The organism is Neobacillus sp. BP17 (assembly GCF_059579525.1).
Genome location: NZ_CM184198.1, coordinates 1,141,308 through 1,164,115 on the forward strand (window position 1 = coordinate 1,141,308; position 22,808 = coordinate 1,164,115).

Sequence of the window (22,808 nt, forward strand, 5' to 3'; positions counted from 1 at the left end):
CCCATTATTATGTGTAAATTCATTCCTGATGAAAAACAATGTTAAGCAGCTGATTTATTTTTGGTGTACTGGAAGGGGGGTACCCCCCTTCCAGTACACCAAAAATTCGCGCTTCGCGGTTGCTATTTCTTCTCTTCTTGGTCCCGAATTATTCTTCTTCTTACTTCCTCAGCATAGTCCATTAAAACCGCACCAATTAATCGGAATGCGGATTGTGTATTAGGAAATATTCTAATTACCTTCTCTCTTCTCCGGACTTCCTCATTGATTCTTTCTAACGAGTTCGTACTTCGAATATGCGTATGGTATTTTGGTTTTTCATTTAAATATTGAATGGCATCTTCGAAGCCTTCTTCTAATATCTCTATCGCTTTTTCTAGTTTTGGATTATCTCCCATTTGCCCAATGAACTCATTTTTATATTTTCTTGCCTCTTCAACGGTCGTTACCTCAAATATTCTTTTTAAACCCATTTTCACTTCGTCCATGCCTTTTTTGGGCATATGCGTAATGATATTCTTTTTGAAATGCACTGTGCATCTTTGCCAAGAGGATCCAACAAACTCTGTACCAATGGCAGACTTTAACCCCTGATGTGCGTCAGATATAACTAGCTTAGGTGATTGTAGTCCTCTTGACTTTAGGTATTGGAAAAATCGTTGCCAGGCTTCAGTGCTCTCCCCATGATCTACTCTTAAACCTAGAATTTCACGTCTATTGTTCTGGTCAACGGCCGTTGCGATATATACAGCTTTAGATACAACACGATTATGTTCTCTTACTTTGATATACATGGCATCGGCAAAGATATAGGGATAGTACATCGTATTCAGAGGTCGACTTGCCCATTGATTCACTAAAGGATCTAGTTTTTCTGTGAGTGTAGATACAAATGATTTAGACACCTTTTGCCCACAGAGTTGTTCCACGATCTTTGAAACTTTTCTTGTAGAGACTCCATTCACAACCATTTCAAGCATGGCTAATACGAGAGCTTGGTCACAACGAGCATATTGTTCAAACACGGTAGTCGAAAATTCTCCACTGCGAGTACGTGGTACTCGAAGAGTAATTTTTCCAATGCCAATAATTAGATCACGTTCATAATATCCATTGCGGTAGTCACGTCGTAAGTTAGAACGTTCATAGGATTCTGCTTGCAAGAACTCATCACGTTCTTTTTCCATAAAAGAATTTAATACCAAAACGATGGACGCTTTGATGACAGCGTCTATATTAGAGTTCATAACAGAATCTTTTAAATCATCGATATTTAGGTTAAACTGTACTTGAGTCATAATTACTTCCTCCACATTGTTTAATTAGCCGTTAACATTGTAACCATGAGGAATTAATTTGACTCATTTTCTTTTTACACAATTATATGGGCTTAATCACCAGACACAAAAGTTTCATAACAAGTATAAAAAAAGACTAGGATTATCAAATATCTTGTTGAAGTTATACTAAAAATACAAAGGAGGAATTTATCTTGATTGAAATGGAACTCGCACCCCCTAATTTCTTGCTTCAAGTGGAGGCTTTAGAAAGAAGGCTAGCAGAAAATCATAGAAAAATGCCAGAAATAAAATCTAAAATACGAACTTTAAGGTCCGGATATAATGGAGAAAAAACATTAAAATACTATCTGGATCAAATTCCGGTACACAAGTACCATATTTTTTACGGTCTTCGTCTTCCTATAGGAAATACCTATTTCCAGATTGATGCTCTACTCCTTTCCCAAAAATTAATAATAATAATTGATGCAAAAAACCACTCAGGAATGCTACGATTTGAAAAAAAACAAATGATTCATGAATATGCAGACAACAGGGACATCTATGAGAATCCAGTAGCGCAAGTAAACCGCCATGAAATATTATTAAGACATTCATTTGAGTATGATAAAGTACCTCAGATTCCTATTGCAAACCTTGTTACTATTTGTAAACCCTCTACAGAAATAATTATCAATCAAGAATACGAAGAAGCAGAGCAAAAAGTCATAAGGGCCTATGATTTATTAAGGAAAGTAGATGAATTAGAAGAGGCCCACACAGGAAAAAAGCTAAATAAAAAGACCGTTTATCAAATCATTAATCTTTTATTATCGCAACACACACCTCAAAAAATTGATATCCTTAATTATTTTCAGGTTTCAGAGGACGAACTTATCTCGGGAGTCCAATGCCCAAGGTGTTTAAACATTCCTATGGATTATATAAGGTCGAAATGGATATGTCCTAAATGTTTATTATTTTCAAAAGATGCCTTCATTAATGGTATTAACGATTACTTTCTTCTGATCAAACCCTCATTTACCAATCATGAATTACGGAAATTTCTTAACATGCCTTCCTCTAGAACGACCGCATCCAATATACCTAAAAGAACTCTTTCCTATACAGGTATAAAAAGAGGACGAATCTACCACCAACCAACAATTCCTATTTTAACCAATCATGTTTTTCCACCTAATAACAAACACTAAAAAAAATAAAATAGGGGGAACATGGATGAAAAGATTATTGTGCATCCTTAGTATGCTGCTCTTATTTATACCGCAGAGTACATATGCGGCTGTATCCAATCAGCCGATCCATTGGGGCTTTAAAAAAGGGGTAAATGAACAGCCGGCAGAAGCAGGAGCTGAGCTTGATCAGTTAATTGAAAAATACGGTGCTTTTTATAAAAGTAACCCAGACTCAAAGACGTTATACTTAACTTTCGATAACGGTTATGAACAAGGATATACCCCTCAGATTCTTGATATTTTAAAGAAGGAAAAGGTACCTGCGACTTTTTTTGTGACAGGGCATTATTTGCTTTCGGCAGGGGATATAGTGAAAAGGATGGTCAAAGAAGGGCATATTGTCGGGAACCATTCGTGGCATCACCCGGACCTGACAACCGTAAGTGATCAAAGGATTCGTGAAGAGCTCGAAAAGGTCAGGGTCAAAACCAAAGAATTAACAGGGCAAAAAGAAATGAAATACCTTCGTCCGCCGCGGGGGGTATTTAGTGAAAGAACAATGCAGATTGCTAATGAAGAGGGCTATACACATGTATTCTGGTCACTCGCTTTCGTCGATTGGAATGTGAATTCGCAAAGAGGCTGGCAATATTCCTACGACAATATCATGAGGCAGGTCCATCCGGGCTGTATCTTACTATTACACACTGTTTCAAAAGATAACGCCGATGCTCTTGAAAAGGCAATTCAGGATCTAAAGAAAAAAGGCTACAAATTCAAAAGCCTTGATGATTTTCCGAAGAAAAAATAGATATATCACCCACAGAAACCGAATTTCTTTTTGGAATTCGGTTTTTCTGTGTGAATCATGCTATAATACGGGGAAATTAAAATGAAACGATCTATATGAATTTATGGAATATTATGGAGTGAAATAGATGAAAACTGATCAAAATATTAAAATTGAACTGAAGCAAACCTTTCCGCTTACGATTAAACGGCTCGGTATTAATGGGGAAGGTGTCGGTTATTATAAAAAACAGGTTGTTTTTGTGCCCGGTGCACTTCCCGGTGAAGAAGTGGTCGTAGAGGCGACGAAGATTAGCCCGAAATTTGCTGAAGCAAAAATCAAAAAAATTCGTATTAAATCCCCGCATCGTGTTCTGCCGCTGTGTCCGGTTTATGATCAATGTGGAGGATGTCAATTGCAGCACTTGAAATATGATCAACAGTTAAAGGAAAAACGTGATATCGTCATTCAATCACTAGAGCGCCATACCAAAGTAGACATTAGCAAACTGGATATCCGAGAAACGATTGGAATGGAAGACCCATGGAGATATCGAAACAAGAGCAGTTTTCAAGTGAAGGCAATGGATGGCAAGGTCCTTGCGGGGCTTTATGGCCTTAATTCCCATCAATTGATTAATATTGAGGAATGTGCTGTGCAGCACTCACAAACAAATGAAGCAACATCTGCGGTTAAACGGATTTTAGAGGAATTAAAAATTCCTATTTATAATGAAAAGTCCAGAAAAGGAATTGTTCGAACCATTGTTACTCGGGTTGGCATTCAAACAGGCGAACTACAAATAGTCCTAATCACAACTCAAAAAGAATTACCAAAAGTGGACATCATCATTCAGGAAATCCAAAAGCGTCTCCCGAATGTGAAATCAATTGTTCAGAACATCAATGGACAAAAAACCTCCCTTATTTTTGGTGAGGAAACACTTCCGTTAGCGGGTGAAGAGTTTATCCAAGAAACACTAGGAGACCTTCAATTTGAGCTTTCTGCAAGGACTTTCTTCCAATTAAACCCTGTTCAGACGGTTAAGCTTTATAATGAAGTGAAAAAAGCAGCTGCGCTGACTGGTCAAGAAAAAGTAGTAGATGCCTATTGTGGAGTGGGAACCATCGGGTTATGGCTCGCCGATCAGGCAGGAGAAGTTCGTGGAATGGATGTCATCCAAGAATCGATTGAGGACGCAAAGAAAAACGCAAAGCGGCATGGATTGACTAATACAAAATATGTACCTGGAAAGGCAGAAGAAGTCCTTCCTAAATGGGTCAAAAAGGGATGGAAGCCCGATGTCATTGTCGTCGATCCACCTAGAACAGGTCTTGAGGGGCAGTTAATCCAAACCATCCTTCAGGCAGAACCAAAAAAGCTCATTTACATCTCATGTAATCCTTCAACATTGGCGAAGGACATTCAAACGTTAAGTGCTAAATATGAAGTAAAATATATCCAGCCAGTGGACATGTTCCCGCATACGAGCCATATTGAAACTGTATGTCTATTAAGCCTTGTAAAATAAGGGTTTGCAAGGTTTTTTGACAAAGAAAAAAGTGGTTTTGTCCACCATTTGTCCACCATTTTTGAATCACGTTGATTTTGGTGGACACAAAAATTCATTGGTGGACAACATCACTATTCACAGCCTTTTCAAATATATCGTTGCCTATGAAGTATCAACACATTCAATAGAACATATGACATAAAGAAAAAGGCAGTGGAAAAATCCGCTGCCTTTTTTGGTGGGCAATGTCCACTTGGTGTCCACCTTGCACAAGTTTTTGTGCGTTTCTGTAGGTTATAAAAAATGCTGTATAATGATAAAAAATTCTTTAGTTCTAACAAACCGCCCACGTCAAATGCGTCTCGGCTATGATTTTAAAAGAAGAAGCAGGAACCAAGTAAGGGATTTCCTGCTTCTATTCAATTTGGGACCGAAAACTAGGAGTTACTCCCTAAATGGAGAAACTCCTTTTTCCTATTTAGTTTTATTTTAGAATTTATACTTCAATTTTTCTTTTTCAAAACTACTTTCATTTCTTTCAAATCAATGCCATTCGAAGCCCTTACTTGTGTTTACTTCTAAGGTTTACTTAGTCAGAGTGTTCCCCTAATAAGATAGTCTAACGTATTCTGATCTTCGAAAAACAATAGTTTTTTTATTTTAATTTATTAATATTAAAATTTTCACAATTATTCATAAATTCATATTGTAAATTGGTAAAATAGAACATATAATCAAAAGTGAGCATAAAACATCAAATTCATTCAAAATTGAGCTAAAACAGTCAAGTGGCGTATTTCAAATGAATGGGAGGGAAACGATTCTGTGTATGGTATAGAAAGAAAGTCGGCAATATTAGAGTTACTAAACAAGAATGCTAGAGTAGATGTACAAGAATTAAGTCAACACTTCGACTTGTCTGAATCAACAATTCGTAGGGACTTAAAGGAACTAGAGGAAGCACAATTGTTAAAAAGAACGCATGGTGGGGCTGTCTTGTTCAATAGTGTGACCTTCGAACCGACTTACATTGAGAAAGAAGTGCAGTTTCAAAAAGAGAAAAGGGCTATTGCAAAGGAAGCGGCTAAGCTTATAGAGAACGGTGAAAGTATCTTGCTCGATTCGGGTACGACAACTTATTATCTTGCTCAAGAACTAAGAAACTTTTCGAGTTTACAGGTGGTTACCAATTCGATATTATGTGCAAACGAATTAAAGGATGCATCTGGAATTGAAGTCTTATTATGTGGTGGTTCTCTGCGTTCAGAAACACTAGCGTTGGTAGGTCCATTGGCTGAAAACAGCTTTAATCAAATTTGTGTAGACAAATCGTTTATTGCTACGAATGGCGTTGATGTAGAAAATGGCTTAACTACTCCAAATTTAATTGAGGCATCAACAAAAAAGAAGATGATTGATTGCGCGGAAAAGGTTATTCTCATCACTGATCATACCAAAATAGGTCAAGTAAGTTTTGCGAAGTTTGCGGAGATTCATGAGATAAATTATTTAATAACCGATAGTGCTGCAGAAAAGACCTTACTTAACCGCATTGAGGAATCAGGAATTTCTGTTCGTGTAGTCTGACTTTTCCCCCATAGGTAAGGATCTACTATCAGATAAAAAGCAAAAAATGAAGGCGTTTAAATGAAAACGTTTTAAGAAATATCCACACCATTTTTAGGGGGTGATGCTTATAGAGTTATGAAAATAATAAAAGAGATTTTAATCGTTTTAATTAACTTGTTCTTTGGGTGAGAAAATGAAAGAATCACAAAAAAGGTTACGATTAAGGGCAACCACGACCAAATGGAAAAAAGCCCAAAATCATAACCCTGCTTGAGTATATCTAAAATTAATATTAATTTTAGCACTCATTTTTATATTACGGTATTACAGATTTTTTTACAAGGATGTGTTTTGCTAGAAGTATCTATTACTTTACAAAACTATATTTAGGAGGAATTACAAACCATGAAAAACTTTAAAATTTTTAACATAGTATTATTAATTTTAACATTATGCTTTTTAGGTGCATGCAGCAATAATGAAAGCGCTTCTAATACAGGTAAAACAGATGACAAGTCTAATACTGAAAAAAAGCTAAAGATTGGTTTAACAGTTCCAAATTTAAGTAATCCATTCTTTGTAGCGATGTCTAAAGGGGCTAAAGAAGTTGCTTCTAAGTATAATGCTGAAGTAACGACTGTAAGTGCGGATCAAGATCTTGCTAAACAAACTGCACAAATTGAAGACTTTATCACAAAAAAAGTTGATTTAATATTATTAAGCCCATTTGATTCTGCTGGTATTGCTGGTGCAGTTAGTGAGGCAAAAGCAGCAGGTATTCCGGTTGTTGCTCTTGATGGATTTGCAGAAGGTGGCATTGACACTGTGGTTATGTCTGATAACGTTCAAGCAGGTAAATTAGCTGCGGAGTATCTTGTAAAACAACTTAATGGAAAAGGTAATATTGTTATTATTGATGGACCTCCTGTTTCAGCAGTGACAGATCGAATTAAAGGTTTTAACGAAGTAATTAAAAAATATCCAGATATCAAGGTTGTTGCTAAACAAAATGGTGAGGGTAATCGTGAAAAGGCTCTTACCGTAATGGAAGGTGCACTAACAGCAAACAAAAAAATCGATGCAGTATTTACCATAAATGATGAAGAGGCTGTTGGAGTACAAATTGCACAAGAACAAGCTAGTAGACAAAATGAATTCTTTGTCGTAAGTGTTGACGGTGCGCCTTCTGCGGTTGATGCGCTGAAAAAAGGCGGAAGCTTTGCTGGTACTTCAGCACAATTCCCGAATCAAATGGTTCTTGATGGTGTTGCCTTAGCATTAAAAGTCATTGATGGAAAAAAAGTTGACTCAAAAGTTCTTATTCCAACTAAATTTATCACTAAAGATAATGTTGATTCCTATAGTGGCTGGTAATTGATTTCCCTCTAGTGGAGGTAAAATATGGTGCTCTATCAGGAGCACTATATTTATATCCTAGTAAAATAGGGCTTAAAAAGAGACTTAGGGAGTGGCACTAATGGCAGTATTTCAGGTTCAAGAACAAATAAATCGTCGTCTACCAGAAAGTCAGTTACCCATCCTTAGGATGAAGGCGGTTACGAAGAAATTTTCCGGTGTCAAGGTGTTGCAAAACGTTAATATCGAACTCTATAAAGGGGAAGTTCATGCCTTGATGGGGGAGAATGGTGCAGGAAAATCTACTTTAATGAAGATCATGGCTGGAGTGTATCAGCCTGATGAAGGAACGATTGAATATAAAAGTCAAGAAGTACATTGGAATAATCCAATGGAGGCAAGAAATAAAGGGATCAGTGTTATTCACCAAGAAATAAGCCTTTCACCGAATTTGTCCATTGGTGAGAATATTATGATGGGGACAACTTTTAAGAAAAATAGGCTGGGCTTAATAAATTGGAATGATATTTATGAAAATGCTGCCCAAGTTTTAAAATCCATAGGATCTTCCTTGGATCCTCGAGCGGATGTTTCCACCTTAAGTGTGGCCCAACAACAAATGGTAGAAATTGCTCGAGCTTTATCACTTAATTCTGAGATTTTAATTATGGATGAACCGACGGCATCTCTGACAGATAAAGAAATAGAAAAGCTTTTTGGCATCATTGAAGAATTAAGAAGAAAAGGCGTAGCTATTGTTTATATCTCTCATCGAATGGATGAGATTTTTAAAATTTCAAATCGCTTTACAGTTCTTAGAGACGGCCAATGGGTTACAAGTGGACCAATTTCGGATACCAATCCCGATAATCTAGTAAAACTTATGGTAGGAAGAGAGTTAAATGAGCTATTTGTAAGAGAAAGAATTAAAAGTATTGTTAGGTCTGAACAAAAACCAGTCCTTGAGTTAATAAATGTCTCTGACAAGAAGTTTGTAAAGGGAATATCACTAAAAATCTACCCTGGTGAAATTGTGGGATTAGCAGGCCTTGTCGGTGCGGGACGGACTGAGCTGGTAAGAACAATCTTTGGACTATCCGAACTGTCAGAGGGTCAAATAATTTTGGATGGCCAGCAGGTTCATATAAAAAGTCCTATTGATGCAATAAAACTTGGCATTGCCCATGTTCCTGAAAGCAGGAAGGAACAGGGGTTATTACCAAATCTATCTGTAAAAGAAAATATACTGATGGCACAATTACCAACCTATCGTAAATTTAAACTATTGCAGTATAAGCAAATGAATCGTGATGCGGATCGATACATTAAAGAACTTGGAGTAAGAACGGCATCAAAAGAACAAAATGTTATGGGCCTTAGCGGAGGAAATCAACAAAAGGTTGTTATTGCTAAATGGTTATCTATTGGTCCTAAAATACTGCTGCTTGACGAACCGACCCGTGGTGTAGACATAGGTGCAAAGACTGAGATTCATAAAATCATAAGTAAATTAGCAGAGCAAGGGCTTGCTGTGTTGATGATTTCTTCTGAATTACCAGAAGTCTTAGGAGTTAGTGATCGGATTTTAGTGATTCATGAGGGGAAACTAAGGGCTGAACTATCTCGTGATGAAGCTACACAAGAAAAAATTATGTACTATGCTACAGGAGAGGTTAAACAATGAATACAAACTTACAAATGTCAAGTTCATCCGTAGTTTCGTTTAAGGAACGCTCAAAACAGATTTTTAATCAGCTGGGCATGGTAATAATTCTTGCCTTATTAATCATAGTAATGATTATTTTTGCACCGAATTTCACAGAATCAAGTAATATCTTAAACGTACTAAAGCAAAGTTCAATCACTGCCATTCTGGCAGCTGGGATGACTGTAGTTATATTAACAGGAGGAATTGATTTATCGGTAGGCTCAACCCTTGCATTGAGCGGTGTTATATCTGTATTACTATCAAATGCCGGAACTCCACCAGTTATCGCTATGTTAGTAGGAGTTGCTGTAGGATATGTTGCTGGGGCTATTAATGGATTTTTAACAGCTGTACCTAAGTTGCCGGCCTTTATCGTGACACTTGGAAGTATGACCTACCTGAGGGGGCTGGCTTATGTTATAACCGGAGGATATCCTGTAGTTTTGGCATCAAAGCAGTTCAAGTTTATTGGGGCAGGTGAAATGCTAGGGATTCCTACTCCTATTTATGTGATGGCAATTGTTTATATCATCATGTTAATCGTTTTAAAGTATACGATGTTCGGGCGCCATGTTTATGCTATTGGCGGTAATGAAGAAGCCGCACATCTTACAGGGATTAAAGTTAATCGCACCCTGATTAACGTATATTCGATCAGTGGCTTATTAGCCGGTGTTAGTGGCGTTGTGATGGCAGGACGTTTGTTCTCAGGGCAGCCCATGGTAGGAATAGCATTTGAGCTAGATGCGATAGCAGCTGTCGTACTAGGTGGTACTAGTTTTGTAGGGGGACGTGGCCGTATACAAGGAACTATCATTGGGGTTTTGATTGTGGCTGTGTTAACGAATGGAATGACTTTGCTTAACGTGGATTATTACTGGCAACAAGTTGTAAAAGGGATCGTTATTGTTATTGCCGTGCTTCTTGATAGATTACGAAGCAGAACTTAAATAGTTCCATTTCAAATAAAAAGCCAGAAGAGTAGTCTTCTGGCTTAATAGAATTTAGGAGAGGTTCAAATGTATGATGTAACAGCTCTTGGAGAGTTATTAATTGATTTAACTCCTTATAACTCTTCTCAGCCTGGCAAAGTTGTCTTTGAAAGAAATCCTGGTGGTGCCCCTGCCAATGTATTAGCGGGCTTAACCAAATTAGGCAAGAAGACTTGTTTCATTGGTAAGGTAGGAGATGATCAATTTGGACATTATTTAAAGCAAGTTTTAATGGATACAAACATATGCTGTGAAGGATTATCCTTTACCCAAAAAGCAAATACTACACTGGCATTTGTTCATTTAGATGAATTTGGTGACCGCTCATTCAGCTTTTATAGAAATCCCGGTGCGGATACCAAGTTAACAGAGGATGACATTAATGAAAATATCGTAGCTCAAACCAAAATTTTTCATTTTGGATCTCTTTCCCTCACTAATGAACCAGCTGCCACTACCACTCTAAAGACAGTCCAATTAGCAAAAGAACTAGGGAAAGTTGTTTCCTATGATCCTAATTTAAGGGCTTTGCTTTGGAAGAATCTAGAGCATGCAAAGAAAATGATTAAAGAGGGATTGAAATATGCAAACATCGTAAAGCTTTCGGAGGAAGAGTTGGAATTCATTACTGGAAAGGCAGATTTAGAAAAAGGAACAAGACAACTCGTTGAACAGTATAACACAGAACTTATATTTGTCACTTTAGGAGCAGAAGGCTGTTTTTATCGAAAAGGGGAGAACGTAGGGAAATTTAAATCCTTCAAAGTGAATCCAGTTGATACAACAGGTGCGGGAGATGGCTTTTATAGTGGCGTTTTATATAAATATTTAGAAAAAAATAAACCTATTGCTAATTTAAACATGGATGATATGGAAGAAATTATTATATTTGGAAATGCAGTTGGAGCAATTGTCACAACAAGGAAAGGTGCAATATTAAGCATGCCTTGTATGGAAGAAATTAAGAAACTAATGGATAATCAAAATTAGTAACTGTTTTGAAAGAGCTGGTAAACCCACCAACGTCTATTTGTATTGCCAATTACAGTCCACACATGTGGAGTGCTGTTCACTGCTGGTTTTAAAAAGGTAACCCAAAAATTAACTCTTCCGAACTAAAATAAACATTTTCCTGACTCCATACCAACCCGGGTTTGTTCCAATACGAATCCGGGCTTTTTTCAATATTTCTCTCAGGCAGCCATTCGGTTGCTTTTGCTCTTCGTGTTTCCTTTATCTCTTATGCCCTGTGCCTGTCACCTCATAAAAAAGTGGAACAATCTACTACTAATTATCCTGGGAAGTTTGTTATTGAAAAAGTTCTAAATATATATAACCTTTTCTAAAAAAGTTAGAATTTTATTAAAACCCCTTAATTATTACAATAAAAGTGTAAAGAGAGTTTACAAAAACGTTAGAGGGGGCAAAAGGAAATAAAAGATAATCATTTTTACTTCAAGAAATGAAACCGCTATCAAGTTTTTGAAAAAGAATAGAAACATTAGAGGGAAATTATCAATGAATGTATGGTAGCCTAATAGCCCATTAGGGGGATTACCATTTATTAAGAATGCAGTCAAAAATAAAGGAGGCTGGTTAAGGTGAAGAAAAAGGGAATCCTAACGGTAGTTTCATTACTTTTAGTATTATCTATCTTTTTATCGGGTTGTTCGGGAGAAAAAACAGGAAGTTCAGAAACAAAAGGTGATAATAAAACCATTACGGTCCTCGTTGAAGGGGGAAGCCCGGCCTTTAAGGTTGCAAAAGAAACAGCCGCAGAATTTAAACAGAAAACAGGCTACGAAGTTAAAATTGAATCCGTTCCATATACAGGAGTCTATGACAAACTTAAGGCAGAGGTAGCTTCACGGGCAGGGGCTTTCGATGTTGCAACCATCGATATACTTTGGTTTCCTGCTCTAGCTGGCGGACTTCTGCCATTAGAAGATCTCATGACAGATGACCTTAAAAATGATTTATTCCCAGGATTAGTAGAAGGCGGAAGTTATCAGAATAAGGTTTATGGAATGCCGGTATGGACGAACGCCAAAAATTTAATCTACCGTAAAGACCTTTTCGAAGATGAAAAGAATAAAGCCGATTTTAAAGCAAAGTATGGATATGATTTACATCCGCCAACAACATGGGATGAATATCGGGATGTAGCCAAGTTTTTTACTAGAGATACAGATAATGATAGAAAAGTAGATTTGTACGGAACTACGGTATTTGGTGCGAACAATGGGGATGCGGTAGCCAGCTGGCTGGATCATGCAGCCCAAGCAGGTGCGAAACCATTGGTTGTTGGTGATAATGGCAAAGTTCTTGTTAATACAAAACCGTATGTTGATTCCTTGCAATTTTTAGTTGACCTTTTGAAAAAAGATCAATCGGTTCCATCAGGTGCACTAGAAATGGCATCTGCAGAAACTTCTGAGCTATTTTGGAATGGAAAATCTGCCATGATGCTTGCTTGGGGTCACTTCTATGTCCCTTCAAATGACCCTAAACAATCAAAGGTAGCAGGAAAAGTTGGAAGTGCCCCAATGATTGGCGGCGGAGCAGGAATTGGTGCTGTCCCAGGTCCTTGGTACCAGGTTATCCCTAGTTCCTCCAAAAAACAAGAGATTGCCAAAGAGTATCTCAACTTCATCTATGAAAAGAATGAACTATTTATGAAATCATTGGGGGTAGCAGCGAGAAAATCCGTTTTTGAAAGTTATAGTACACAGCAGGGCTATGAACATTTGAAACCGCTTATGACGACATTAAGCGGACCACAAACGCAAAATCGACCTGCTATTAAGGAATGGCAAGAAATCGAAAGTGAAGCACTCATCCCAGCCGTGCAATATGCACTTTCTGGAGAAAAAACACCTCAAGAAGCACTAGATTGGGCAGCAGATGTAATCAAAGATTTATTGCCGCCACAATAAACTGAAACGTACTTAATAGAACCTCTTCATACAGATATCTAATCAATGAAGGGGTTCTAAAAAATATATTGATAGAAAGGAGCGGTTTTCTTGAGACTGAAAAATGGGGCATTATCGACGATCTTTTTCTTTCCTGCAGGGATCTTTATGTTGGTATTTCTGGTCTATCCAATCTTTCTTTTAATTAGAGACAGTTTTTATAAGATTGATATCATTAATCCTTCATTGCGAGAATTTGTTGGTTTTGCAAACTATACAAACTCGTTGACTTCCGAACGATTTTTAAAAGCGCTTTGGAATACAGTCGTTTATATAGGAGTAGCGGTGGGTTTCGAGTTTATCATCGGGCTTATCCTTGCTTTGCTTCTAAGCAATGCTTTTAAAGGAAGCCAATTTATTCGGACACTATTGTTAAGCCCGCTTATGCTGGCACCGTTAGTTACAGGAATCATTTGGAAATTTATGCTTAATGACCAATTCGGCATTATCAACTGGGGGCTTTATAAACTTGGAATACTTTCTGACCCGCATCAAATACTCTGGTTATCAGACTCCCGTTTTGCACTCTATTCTACGATTATTGCAGACATTTGGTTAACAACGCCTTTCATTATGCTCGTTCTATTAGCAGGTATTAAAGGAATCCCGATTAGTTTATATGAATCTGCTGAAATGGATGGGGCCAATAAATGGCATAAGTTCCGTTACATTACTTTCCCTTCTCTTATCCCAGTAGCAACAGTAGCATTATTAATTCGCATTATTGATGCTGCCAGAACATTCGATATTGTCTGGGTGCTTACGCAAGGGGGACCAGGTTTTTCTTCCGAATTGCTAAGTACATATATGTATAAGACATTGACCCGTTATGGAGAGGTTGGGCAGTCAAGCGCAATGGCAGTCATCTTTATCATCATTTTATTATTCCTAAGTTCTTTCTTTATTACAAAAATGTGGTCACCTAGGAGAAGACATTCATGATGATAGGAGAGGTGAAATAGAAATGGCCCATATACCATTAAAAGAAACGATTGCAGAAAAACCAGTTTGGTTTGCAACTTTACATGTTAAACATAAAATATGGACGCTGATTGTTTTGTTTACCACTTGCTTGCTGGCTTTATTATTCTTAGGTCCGTATATCTATCTATTATTAACATCATTGAAACCATCCGCAGAGGCAGTTTCGGTGCCGCCGACTTTATGGCCCTCGCAATTTTCACTGGAAAATTATATAAAAATGTTTGATTACTTGCCTATAGGAAAATATTTTCTAAATAGCTTAATTACAGCGGGTGCCAGCACCATTTTAAGTGTGTTTTTTGGGGCCATGGCTGCATATGGAATTTCTAGATTTTCTTCCATAACAGGAAGCTACTTTTTGTTATTCACCTTAGTGATCAGAATGGTACCTATGATTAGTATTGCAATTCCTATGTATATGATTGTAAAAAGTATGGGCTTAATTGATACCCATTTTGCCTTAATATTGGTGTATACCAGCTTAAATGTTCCGTTTGCTATTTGGTTAATGATTGGTTTTTTTGACTCAGTTCCAAAAGAATTTGATGAAGCGGCCAGGGTGGATGGATGCAGCTGGATTGGAGCCTTTATCAGAATTATTCTTCCGGTGTCACTCCCTGGACTGGCAACGACAGCTATCTTTACTTTTATGTTAGCATGGAATGATTTCTTGTTCTCGCTACTCATGACCAGTACGAATGCCAAAACGGCAACAGTAGGGATTTCAGAATTTTTAACCGCTTATAATCTTGATTTAGGACCAATGACAGCTGCTGCCATCTCATTTAGTCTGCCTGTTATGATATTCTCCTTTTTCGTACAACGCTATATTGTAAGTGGCATGACTTTAGGTGCAGTGAAAGAATAACAATTTGATAATAAAAGCAATTTGCGGAGTGAAGTAAACTTATGTTCGATGTAACAGCTATTGGTGAGTTATTAATTGATTTTACTCAAACTAGAAATCCTGAGGATGAGACGGTTTCTTTTGTTCAGAATCCTGGCGTAGCCCCAGCGAATGTACTGGCGGCATTGGCAAAATTTAATCGAAAGCCTGCGTTTATCGGAAAGGTAGGAAACGATTCCTTTGGACATTTCCTAGAGCAGGTGTTAATTGATTGTGGAATCCATACTAGTTATCATGTCAAGGAAATGATGAAAAAAGGACTACTGAATTCAGATATAGTGAAATTATCGGAAGAATTTGGAATAAAAGTGTTTAAATCAACTAAAAAAGAAACGATGATAGGTTATAATGTTGAAAAAGAAGAAATGTATATATCGAAGAAACTCGGGTGAAACCTCTTTTAATAGATTCTTTTCATCTATCGATCTTGCAGCGGTAAAAGCCCCAAACCATCGTATAAAATTTCATGTCTTTGTGGACCGTTCTACGATTGAGGTTTTTTCTAATATTGGAGAAATAGCCATGACCAGTCTGATCTTCCCTGACTCATTTAGTAAGGGTATTGAGTTGTTTTCGAATGGCGGAAATGTAAAGCTACTCTCTCTGGATGTCTATTGGTTAAAGTAATGTGTCCATGGGACGGTTCTGATGGTCACTCTAACCAAAGCTTTAGATCCTCTAGAACCGTCCCCGTGGCTCTGGACAAAATCTTAAACTAAATTGATAGGAGAATTTATTTATGGCTAGTAAAAATTATTACGACGTAACAGAGTGGCCTGTCGGTAATCCCTATGAGGATATTGGTGAGGTAATCAATAGCATTATAGCAGATATTAAAAGTAGGCAATCGGACGCTGATTTGAATAAAGGCGGAAAGCCGGGTGCGGTTATCTATATTCCACCGGGAGATTATCATCTTAGTAGTCAAGTAGTTATAGACATCAGTTATCTTAAAATTATGGGTTCTGGACACGGGTTTACATCTTCGAGTATTCGTTTTAATACTTCTGAGAATGAATGGGCGGATTTGCATGAATTGTGGCCGGGAGGAAGTCGCATACTCGTAGATATTCCCCTTGAAGTAAATGACGAGGAATATAAAGGAGCTGCATTTTATGTTGAACGAAGTGGAAATCCCCGAATAAGTTCAGTAGAGTTTTCTGACTTTTGTATTGATGGTTTGCATTTTATTGAAGATGGCTCAGGAGAAACAAATCCGGAGAACACATACACCAACGGGAAAACGGGAATTTATGTTGCAAGTGCTTGTGACTCATTTCGGATTACAGGCATGGGGTTGGTGTATTTAGAGCATGGAATTACTATTTATCATGCAGATGCACTGACTATACATGATAATTTCATAGCTGAATGTGGAAACTGTGTAGAGCTGCGAGGTTGGGGACAGGCTTCAAAAATAACCGATAACTTGATAGGAGCCGGTTTTAAAGGATATTCAATTTACGCTCAAAATTTTGGTGGACTTTTGATTACAGCGAATAATGTTTTTCCACGAGGTGCGAGCAGTATCTATTTTGATGGTGTGACTCGTTCTAGTATCACAAATAATAGACTTCATTCATTTTATCCAGGAATGGTGGTATTCAGGGGGGATTGTTCGGAAAATTTGGTTTCTTCAAATCACTTTTTACGTGACCATGAACCTTGGACTCCTTTTCTGGGAATAGACAATGGTTTAGATGATTTGTATGGTCTCCTCTATATCAGTGGCTATAATAATTCTGTAATTGCTAATCACTTTTCTGAAGTAATTAATACTCAGAACATCAAGCCGGTAGGTGCAACACCTGTAATCATACGTATTGTTTCGGGTAATGGAAATTATATTTCTAATAATCATGTTGTTGCCACGGAGGTTCATGCCAAGATAAGTGATTCTTGTTTCTCTGCGCAAGTAGAAGCTTTGTTAACTACCGAAGCATCAGAACCGCTTACCGTAACAACAGTATTGATAGAAAAAGAGTCGCTTCAAAATACGATTCTTGATTCGGGAAGTGATGCTCAGGTTGTTATGGATAAGACTGTAAATGCATTCAGAGCCACTCCCACGCCAGGTGCTTCCTAGTGCTATCACCAGAGTAAGCACAACCATGGACAAAATTCTTAAAGCTGGAGAAACATAATGACTAACCTAATGAGACTAATCGACTCTCCAATTAAGCGTAAAATTATCTTATTAGCTTTGTTTTCAGCCCTAATCCCTTTACTTGTTATTGGTCCTTTTACGTTCATTTATTTTAATAAAGTAATAGAAAATAAAGTATCTTCCACGATTGATAACTTCTTAACTATTGTCGATTGGAATATTAACTCATTTGGAAGCAATGTAGAGAATCTATCTAATGACATTTTTCTTTCGGATGAAATTCAGGACTATTTATTCTATAAAAAAACAGATGCAAAGTTATACAGGTTGGAGACGTCATCTCTAGAAAACATGAATAATATAACGGTGGTAAACAATCCCTATATTAATGCCATCTACGTTGGGAATGAAAATCACGGCTTTTTGAAAGTAAACCGCGGGGAACAAAATTTGAAGAATGATATCTATCAAACGATAAAAAAGTCCAATATCTATCCGCGTTTACTCCATAGCGAATGGCAGGGTGAATGGTTAAATGGAAGTAATACAAAACTTGTTAAAGGTGCTAACCAATCTTTACTATACGGAAGAAATATTCGAGATCTTGGAACGAAGGAACAAATGGGGCTGGTTCTGATTGATCTTGATCCAGCGTATTTTGATAATATGTTTAAAAATAGTAACCCTCCAGGCGATATTTTAATACTGGATGGGGATAAAATTTTGTTCTCTAGCAATCATAGTTTCTCTTCATCTCAGGTAGCCAAAATCATTCAAAGTCGTGAGAAAAGCGGAACCATTAAAAAAGTAATGAATGGAACGCAATATTTCTTTAATTATCATACAAACAAAAAAACAAATTGGGATGTTGTCAGTATTATCCCCTATGAAAAAATTGTTCGTGAGGTCAATCAACTTCGATTAGTAACGATTTCTTTATTAGTGATGGCATTAATGTTCTCCTTAATTATTGCCTTATTTATTACCAGGAGAATTACAAACCAGTTAAGTTTGCTGCGCATGGTTACTGAAAAAATGGAAAAACGAGAGACTGTAGTAGGTATTCATTTTAATAATGAGGATGAACTTGGAGAAATCGGGAACAAGATTGTTCACCTTTATAATTGGAATAATGATTTAACTAAAAGGTTATATAAATCACAGATTAAGGAAAAGGAAGCAGAGCTATTAGCCTTGCAAAGCCACATTAATCCACATTTTTTATATAACACATTGAACACTATTTATTGGATGGCAGAGAAAGTAAAAGCGAAACAAATAGCAAAAATTGCGATTAATTTGTCAAAAATTTTTAGACTTACCTTAAATGATGGAAGTCATATTACCTCCGTAAAGAATGAAATGGATCAAGTAAAGAGTTATATGGATATCCAAAATATTCGTTTTGACCAAAAAATCCACTACACAATTACGATTGAACCTGAAATCATGGAAGAAAGTATCATTAAATTGCTGTTACAGCCCATTGTAGAAAACTCTGTTTACCATGGGTTAGAACATCAGGAAAGCGGAACCATCATGATTGAAGGCATTAAGGTCGCAGATGGTCTACTTTTCATTATTCGTGATACAGGAAAAGGATTTGACATGAATGAAGTAGATATTAACAAAAAGGGCTATGCTTTGAAAAATATTAATGAACGATTGAAACTTTATTATGGAAAAGAATATGGATTAAAGATTAAGAGTGAAATAGGAAATGGAACTACCGTTTATCTTAAGGTTGGCCTAAAGAACGACGGAATTACTCATAACAATCTTTAAGGAGTTATCAATTATGTATAAACTTTTAATTGTTGATGATGAAAAAATTGTAATTGAAGGCTTAAAATCAGCCACTAACTGGAAGGATCATCACATTGAAATTGTAGGATCTGCCTTAGACGGAGAAGAAGCACTTAAAGAAATCATGAATAAAAAGCCTGATATTGTGTTAGTAGATATAAGAATGCCTAAATTAAATGGATTGGATTTAATTCAAGAAACAAAGGCTCTTAATCTTGATGCTGTTTTTATCATTATAAGCGGTTATTCAAAGTTTGATTACGCCAAAAGGGCTATTCAACTCGAGGCAATCGACTATCTAGTTAAACCTATTGAAGTAGAAGAAATTGTTCATTCTATTAAAAATGCCATTTTAAAACTAGAAAAAATAAAAAATGAAAAACAAGCAACTGAGCGGATTAATGAATATCAAATGGCTTTAGAAGAAAAGCGTGTCCTTGATTACATTTTAGGCCAAAGATTTGTTGTGCCGGAAAAGGACCAAAAGCTACAAAGTTTTTCTTTTTTAAACATCGGATTGAGGGGGGGTGACTGGGATGATTCAAATGCCACTGAAAAAATTCAAGCTTCCTTAGAGTGTTTAAAAAGCCTATTGGAAAACAGGAAGATACAGAACTTTGTCTATACGATTGATAGTGAAATCGTCATCATGATTTCAAACGCTGGTTCAGAGCTAGTGAATGACTTGGTTCAGAATCTTGTGTCATTGCTTTTTCATGAAATGAACATAAGACCGATGGTTGGAGTAAGTAATATCTATGTAACTATTTCGGGCATAAAGAAAGCCTATAGTGAAGCAAAAGAAGCGTTGAAAAATGGTATATTTTCAAACCAGTTAATAACCTATTATAAAGAATTAGAAACGTTCAATCATTCCTTTGGTAATCGTATTATTGAAAAAATTGATACATTTTTTAATGGAAAAGGCCCAGACCTTCTTAGCAACATGAATCTTTTCATGGACCAAGTTTTTCTCGATTGCCAAAAGAGTAGCCTCCCCCCAGAAAAAACAAAATACGTCTGTTTTAAAATCGTTAATCATTTCTTGGAATATATCGAAAGTGAATATGAAATAAATAAAAGCGGCGGCGAACGATACTTAGTTTACCAAGAATTAAATCAACTGCAGTCTTTTGAAGAAATCAGAGTTTGGCTAGAACAATTTATTGGGCAATCCACTGCTAATTTAAATGAAAATCACGTGTCATATAATGAAAAATTAATCATCGATTTAAAAAGTTTCATTAATGCTAATTATAAAGAACCAATTGTTTTAGATGATTTAGGCAAGCTATTCCATAAGAACCCTGCCTACCTTTGTAACTTGTTTTCTAAGGCAGTTGGCAGCACCATCTTTGAATATATTACAAAGGTCAGATTAAATAATGCCAAAAAACTGTTAAGAACCACCAATTTAAAGGTATCCGAGATTTGTAAACAGGTAGGCTACGAAAATCAAAAATACTTTAATCAAGTATTCAAGAAAAATATCGGAACAACCCCAGGTCTCTATCGTTCACAGCACATACTAAAGTAAATGTTGGATGAGAGTAATTTGTTGGGGGAGAACACATGAATTTATGTGCTCGGACGAGTGTTATTTAGAGTACCCGCTTGAATCAATGTGCGAAATGGAGAATAATTCAATTAAGCTCCTGGAGGCGATTGGTAAATGAATAGACAAAGGATGAATCTTCGAAATATCTTCACAGAAATAGTAGCGAGACTTATTTTCTGAGTTCTCTATATATGCAATGTTTTTATATCCTTCTCCTTTCCTTCTAAAGTGGTCTGCCTCCTAGAGTGCCAGACCACTTCGTAGCTTAGTCATACGGAACTAGGCTATTTTATTAAACAAAAAGCACCACAAATACGGTGCAAATTTATATACATAATATTGTACATTTTGAACATATTCGGATGATCATACAAAAGCGTAAAGGTGGAGCTAACTTAAAGGATGAATATAATGATATTTTTTCAAAAATGAATGGAAAAACATTTATAGATAATTTGTTAATCCCGTATAGCGAATATACTTAAAGTTGGCAGATTATCAGAAAAAAATGAAGAGAGTCTCAATACTTAGATCTATGGATTGGATTGTCTAGACATGCGTCTTTTTTACATTTAGCATTCGATATGCAACGTTTGATTTCATTACGTTGATCCAATTACTCATCAACTTCGTGAAGCAGTAAAGCCTTGCGAGTTTAATCGGGTGGCATTCGAGGATGTGGTTGGAGTAGGTGGACTTAAGAGAATAAGATGAATAGTTTTATCCTCTTTTCTTAAAAAGCTTTGTAAAAAGGTCACGAAAAAAGTTCTTTTTAGGTGTTTCGACCAGATTATCAACCAGATTATCAACAGTGTGCTGATGATGTTTGGTGAAAAAATTCCAAATGATTTCTGTTGCATTTGGCCCTAATGGGTCGGTATATGAACCATTTAAGCTCCCGCCAGACCATGCGTGCCCCATTTGATCGATTATCCATAGTTCCATTAAAAGTTCACCGCCCCCATCACCGTATACATGTTTAGTACAACTTTTTCCATTGATAAGGTCTGATTTGACCTGGTGAGGTGTAATATCAGCTCTTCCACTACCACCTTCTACAAGAAAATTAGTTTGTGCCCACTGTATGATAACCTGTTGTCCATTAATGGGATGTACAACTGTATCGCAGATACCATGGAAAACAATAACAGGCATTTTCTTCTTGAACTTTCCCATTTCCTGAAAGGCGCTGTTACCACATGCATAGGGGTCCGAAACGCCTTTTTGCATGCTTTCTTTAGCAGCCTTAGCCATTGGATCGGTTAGAAAAAATACATTCGCAGCATCATAGGGAAGTCCCGCACACACTCCGATACCGCTAAATACATCTGGATAGGTAACTCCAAGAATGCAAGCAAGTGCCGCACCTGCAGATAAACCAACTGCGTACACCTTACTTGAATCAATGCGGTATGTACCTTTAATCTGATTAATGATCGCATTAATTAACTTGGGATGTCCCTCTCCACGGTGCTGATTTTTATCCAAAAACCAGTTCCAGCAGCCAAAAGGGTTATAAGCAGCCGGATTCGAAGGATTAAACAGGTGATTCATGTCAGGATAGAGTACGAGAAAGTTTTCTTTTTCAGCAAGCTCGTTCATATTTGTTCCAGCAGCAAAATCATCCGGATCTTGTTCACATCCATGAAGCATCACCATCAAAGGAGTATCTTTTTCCGCTTGATATTCGCTCGGAACATAAAGTTTGTACCTAAAACCCTTATATGAAAAATTTAGAAATTCCCCCAACTTTATCAACCCTCCTTAACTAAAACTACATGTTTCCATTATACTTCTACATGTTCCTATTTTTATCGAAAGAAGCATTCCATTCAATATTTGATGCAATAACATGCTGCTCAACCTCCTACTATGTATTTTAAGGGACGAAAGAGGAAAGTAAATCCTTCTATTTTCCTTTAGCCTTTATATCTAAAGTAATTCAGCTTTTTTAGGTAAATACCCAGTAAGATTGCGAATCAATTCACTTAAAGTAACTGGGTGCAAGAGTTCAAGATGAGATTGCTGCGGCGGTCTTTCTTGTTCAGCTAACGGAGCAGGTTAGTG

General features: G+C 36.8%; 18 protein-coding genes. 16 read left to right on the forward strand and 2 right to left on the reverse strand.

The genetic code is table 11. From position 1 onward, the window contains the following. Positions 1–122: 122 nt before the first annotated feature. Positions 123–1,298 (reverse strand): IS256 family transposase, encoded by a 1,176-nt coding sequence (locus AC4QJR_RS05405; RefSeq protein ID WP_496525277.1) that lies wholly within the window; start codon positions 1,296–1,298, stop codon positions 123–125. A 203-nt stretch (positions 1,299–1,501) separates the two neighbouring features. On the opposite strand from AC4QJR_RS05405, the gene AC4QJR_RS05410 reads away from it, so the two are divergent. From AC4QJR_RS05410 to AC4QJR_RS05485, 16 genes are all read left to right on the forward strand, one after another. After that, positions 1,502–2,494: a nuclease-related domain-containing protein gene (locus tag AC4QJR_RS05410; RefSeq protein WP_496526624.1), complete on the forward strand. Its 993-nt coding sequence runs from the start codon at positions 1,502–1,504 to the stop codon at positions 2,492–2,494. Between the two features lie 25 nt (positions 2,495–2,519). After that, positions 2,520–3,287, forward strand: a complete 768-nt coding sequence (pdaA, locus tag AC4QJR_RS05415) for a delta-lactam-biosynthetic de-N-acetylase (RefSeq protein WP_496525556.1) — start codon at positions 2,520–2,522, stop codon at positions 3,285–3,287. 127 nt (positions 3,288–3,414) lie between these two features. After that, on the forward strand, positions 3,415–4,797 hold the full coding sequence (rlmD, locus tag AC4QJR_RS05420) for a 23S rRNA (uracil(1939)-C(5))-methyltransferase RlmD (RefSeq protein ID WP_496525557.1): 1,383 nt from the start codon (positions 3,415–3,417) through the stop codon (positions 4,795–4,797). Between the two features lie 807 nt (positions 4,798–5,604). Further along, positions 5,605–6,366 carry a DeoR/GlpR family DNA-binding transcription regulator gene (locus AC4QJR_RS05425; protein ID WP_496525558.1) on the forward strand — a complete coding sequence of 254 codons (762 nt, stop codon included), beginning with the start codon at positions 5,605–5,607 and terminating at the stop codon, positions 6,364–6,366. Positions 6,367–6,753: 387 nt separating this feature from the next. Next, positions 6,754–7,722 carry an ABC transporter substrate-binding protein gene (locus AC4QJR_RS05430; RefSeq protein ID WP_496525559.1) on the forward strand — a complete coding sequence of 323 codons (969 nt, stop codon included), beginning with the start codon at positions 6,754–6,756 and terminating at the stop codon, positions 7,720–7,722. Between the two features lie 103 nt (positions 7,723–7,825). Continuing rightward, complete coding sequence (locus AC4QJR_RS05435; protein ID WP_496525560.1) at positions 7,826–9,388, forward strand: sugar ABC transporter ATP-binding protein; 1,563 nt, start codon at positions 7,826–7,828, stop codon at positions 9,386–9,388. After that, positions 9,385–10,362 (forward strand): ABC transporter permease, encoded by a 978-nt coding sequence (locus AC4QJR_RS05440; protein ID WP_496525561.1) that lies wholly within the window; start codon positions 9,385–9,387, stop codon positions 10,360–10,362. Before AC4QJR_RS05435 ends, AC4QJR_RS05440 begins: the two co-directional genes overlap by 4 nt. Positions 10,363–10,431: 69 nt before the next feature. Next, positions 10,432–11,394 carry a carbohydrate kinase family protein gene (locus tag AC4QJR_RS05445; protein WP_496525562.1) on the forward strand — a complete coding sequence of 321 codons (963 nt, stop codon included), beginning with the start codon at positions 10,432–10,434 and terminating at the stop codon, positions 11,392–11,394. Between the two features lie 611 nt (positions 11,395–12,005). Continuing rightward, positions 12,006–13,340 carry an ABC transporter substrate-binding protein gene (locus tag AC4QJR_RS05450; RefSeq protein WP_251459209.1) on the forward strand — a complete coding sequence of 445 codons (1,335 nt, stop codon included), beginning with the start codon at positions 12,006–12,008 and terminating at the stop codon, positions 13,338–13,340. Positions 13,341–13,430: 90 nt separating this feature from the next. Then, positions 13,431–14,321 (forward strand): carbohydrate ABC transporter permease, encoded by an 891-nt coding sequence (locus AC4QJR_RS05455; RefSeq protein ID WP_251459207.1) that lies wholly within the window; start codon positions 13,431–13,433, stop codon positions 14,319–14,321. A gap of 22 nt (positions 14,322–14,343) precedes the next feature. Next, complete coding sequence (locus tag AC4QJR_RS05460) at positions 14,344–15,231, forward strand: carbohydrate ABC transporter permease (protein ID WP_496525563.1); 888 nt, start codon at positions 14,344–14,346, stop codon at positions 15,229–15,231. Between the two features lie 41 nt (positions 15,232–15,272). Further along, positions 15,273–15,662: a PfkB family carbohydrate kinase gene (locus AC4QJR_RS05465; protein ID WP_496525564.1), complete on the forward strand. Its 390-nt coding sequence runs from the start codon at positions 15,273–15,275 to the stop codon at positions 15,660–15,662. Continuing rightward, positions 15,619–15,897: a glycoside hydrolase family 32 C-terminal domain-containing protein gene (locus AC4QJR_RS05470; protein WP_496525565.1), complete on the forward strand. Its 279-nt coding sequence runs from the start codon at positions 15,619–15,621 to the stop codon at positions 15,895–15,897. Before AC4QJR_RS05465 ends, AC4QJR_RS05470 begins: the two co-directional genes overlap by 44 nt. Positions 15,898–16,009: 112 nt before the next feature. Beyond that, entirely contained in the window at positions 16,010–17,356 is a 1,347-nt protein-coding gene (locus AC4QJR_RS05475) for a NosD domain-containing protein (RefSeq protein WP_496525566.1), read from the forward strand. Between the two features lie 57 nt (positions 17,357–17,413). Continuing rightward, positions 17,414–19,162, forward strand: a complete 1,749-nt coding sequence (locus AC4QJR_RS05480; RefSeq protein WP_496525567.1) for a cache domain-containing sensor histidine kinase — start codon at positions 17,414–17,416, stop codon at positions 19,160–19,162. A gap of 13 nt (positions 19,163–19,175) precedes the next feature. Continuing rightward, positions 19,176–20,720 (forward strand): response regulator, encoded by a 1,545-nt coding sequence (locus AC4QJR_RS05485; RefSeq protein ID WP_496525568.1) that lies wholly within the window; start codon positions 19,176–19,178, stop codon positions 20,718–20,720. A gap of 741 nt (positions 20,721–21,461) precedes the next feature. Here the strand turns inward: AC4QJR_RS05485 and AC4QJR_RS05490 are convergent. Beyond that, positions 21,462–22,490, reverse strand: a complete 1,029-nt coding sequence (locus tag AC4QJR_RS05490) for an extracellular catalytic domain type 1 short-chain-length polyhydroxyalkanoate depolymerase (RefSeq protein ID WP_496525569.1) — start codon at positions 22,488–22,490, stop codon at positions 21,462–21,464. Positions 22,491–22,808 lie beyond the last annotated feature (318 nt).

What these genes read in the sequence shown, in the direction of transcription:
- AC4QJR_RS05405 (WP_496525277.1), bottom strand. Translation starts at nt 1,298, where the DNA reads ATGACTCAAGTACAGTTTAACCTAAATATCGATGATTTAAAAGATTCT.
- AC4QJR_RS05410 (WP_496526624.1), top strand. Translation starts at nt 1,502, where the DNA reads ATGGAACTCGCACCCCCTAATTTCTTGCTTCAAGTGGAGGCTTTAGAA.
- pdaA (WP_496525556.1), top strand. Translation starts at nt 2,520, where the DNA reads ATGAAAAGATTATTGTGCATCCTTAGTATGCTGCTCTTATTTATACCG.
- rlmD (WP_496525557.1), top strand. Translation starts at nt 3,415, where the DNA reads ATGAAAACTGATCAAAATATTAAAATTGAACTGAAGCAAACCTTTCCG.
- AC4QJR_RS05430 (WP_496525559.1), top strand. Translation starts at nt 6,754, where the DNA reads ATGAAAAACTTTAAAATTTTTAACATAGTATTATTAATTTTAACATTA.
- AC4QJR_RS05435 (WP_496525560.1), top strand. Translation starts at nt 7,826, where the DNA reads ATGGCAGTATTTCAGGTTCAAGAACAAATAAATCGTCGTCTACCAGAA.
- AC4QJR_RS05440 (WP_496525561.1), top strand. Translation starts at nt 9,385, where the DNA reads ATGAATACAAACTTACAAATGTCAAGTTCATCCGTAGTTTCGTTTAAG.
- AC4QJR_RS05445 (WP_496525562.1), top strand. Translation starts at nt 10,432, where the DNA reads ATGTATGATGTAACAGCTCTTGGAGAGTTATTAATTGATTTAACTCCT.
- AC4QJR_RS05460 (WP_496525563.1), top strand. Translation starts at nt 14,344, where the DNA reads ATGGCCCATATACCATTAAAAGAAACGATTGCAGAAAAACCAGTTTGG.
- AC4QJR_RS05465 (WP_496525564.1), top strand. Translation starts at nt 15,273, where the DNA reads ATGTTCGATGTAACAGCTATTGGTGAGTTATTAATTGATTTTACTCAA.
- AC4QJR_RS05470 (WP_496525565.1), top strand. Translation starts at nt 15,619, where the DNA reads ATGTTGAAAAAGAAGAAATGTATATATCGAAGAAACTCGGGTGAAACC.
- AC4QJR_RS05475 (WP_496525566.1), top strand. Translation starts at nt 16,010, where the DNA reads ATGGCTAGTAAAAATTATTACGACGTAACAGAGTGGCCTGTCGGTAAT.
- AC4QJR_RS05480 (WP_496525567.1), top strand. Translation starts at nt 17,414, where the DNA reads ATGACTAACCTAATGAGACTAATCGACTCTCCAATTAAGCGTAAAATT.
- AC4QJR_RS05485 (WP_496525568.1), top strand. Translation starts at nt 19,176, where the DNA reads ATGTATAAACTTTTAATTGTTGATGATGAAAAAATTGTAATTGAAGGC.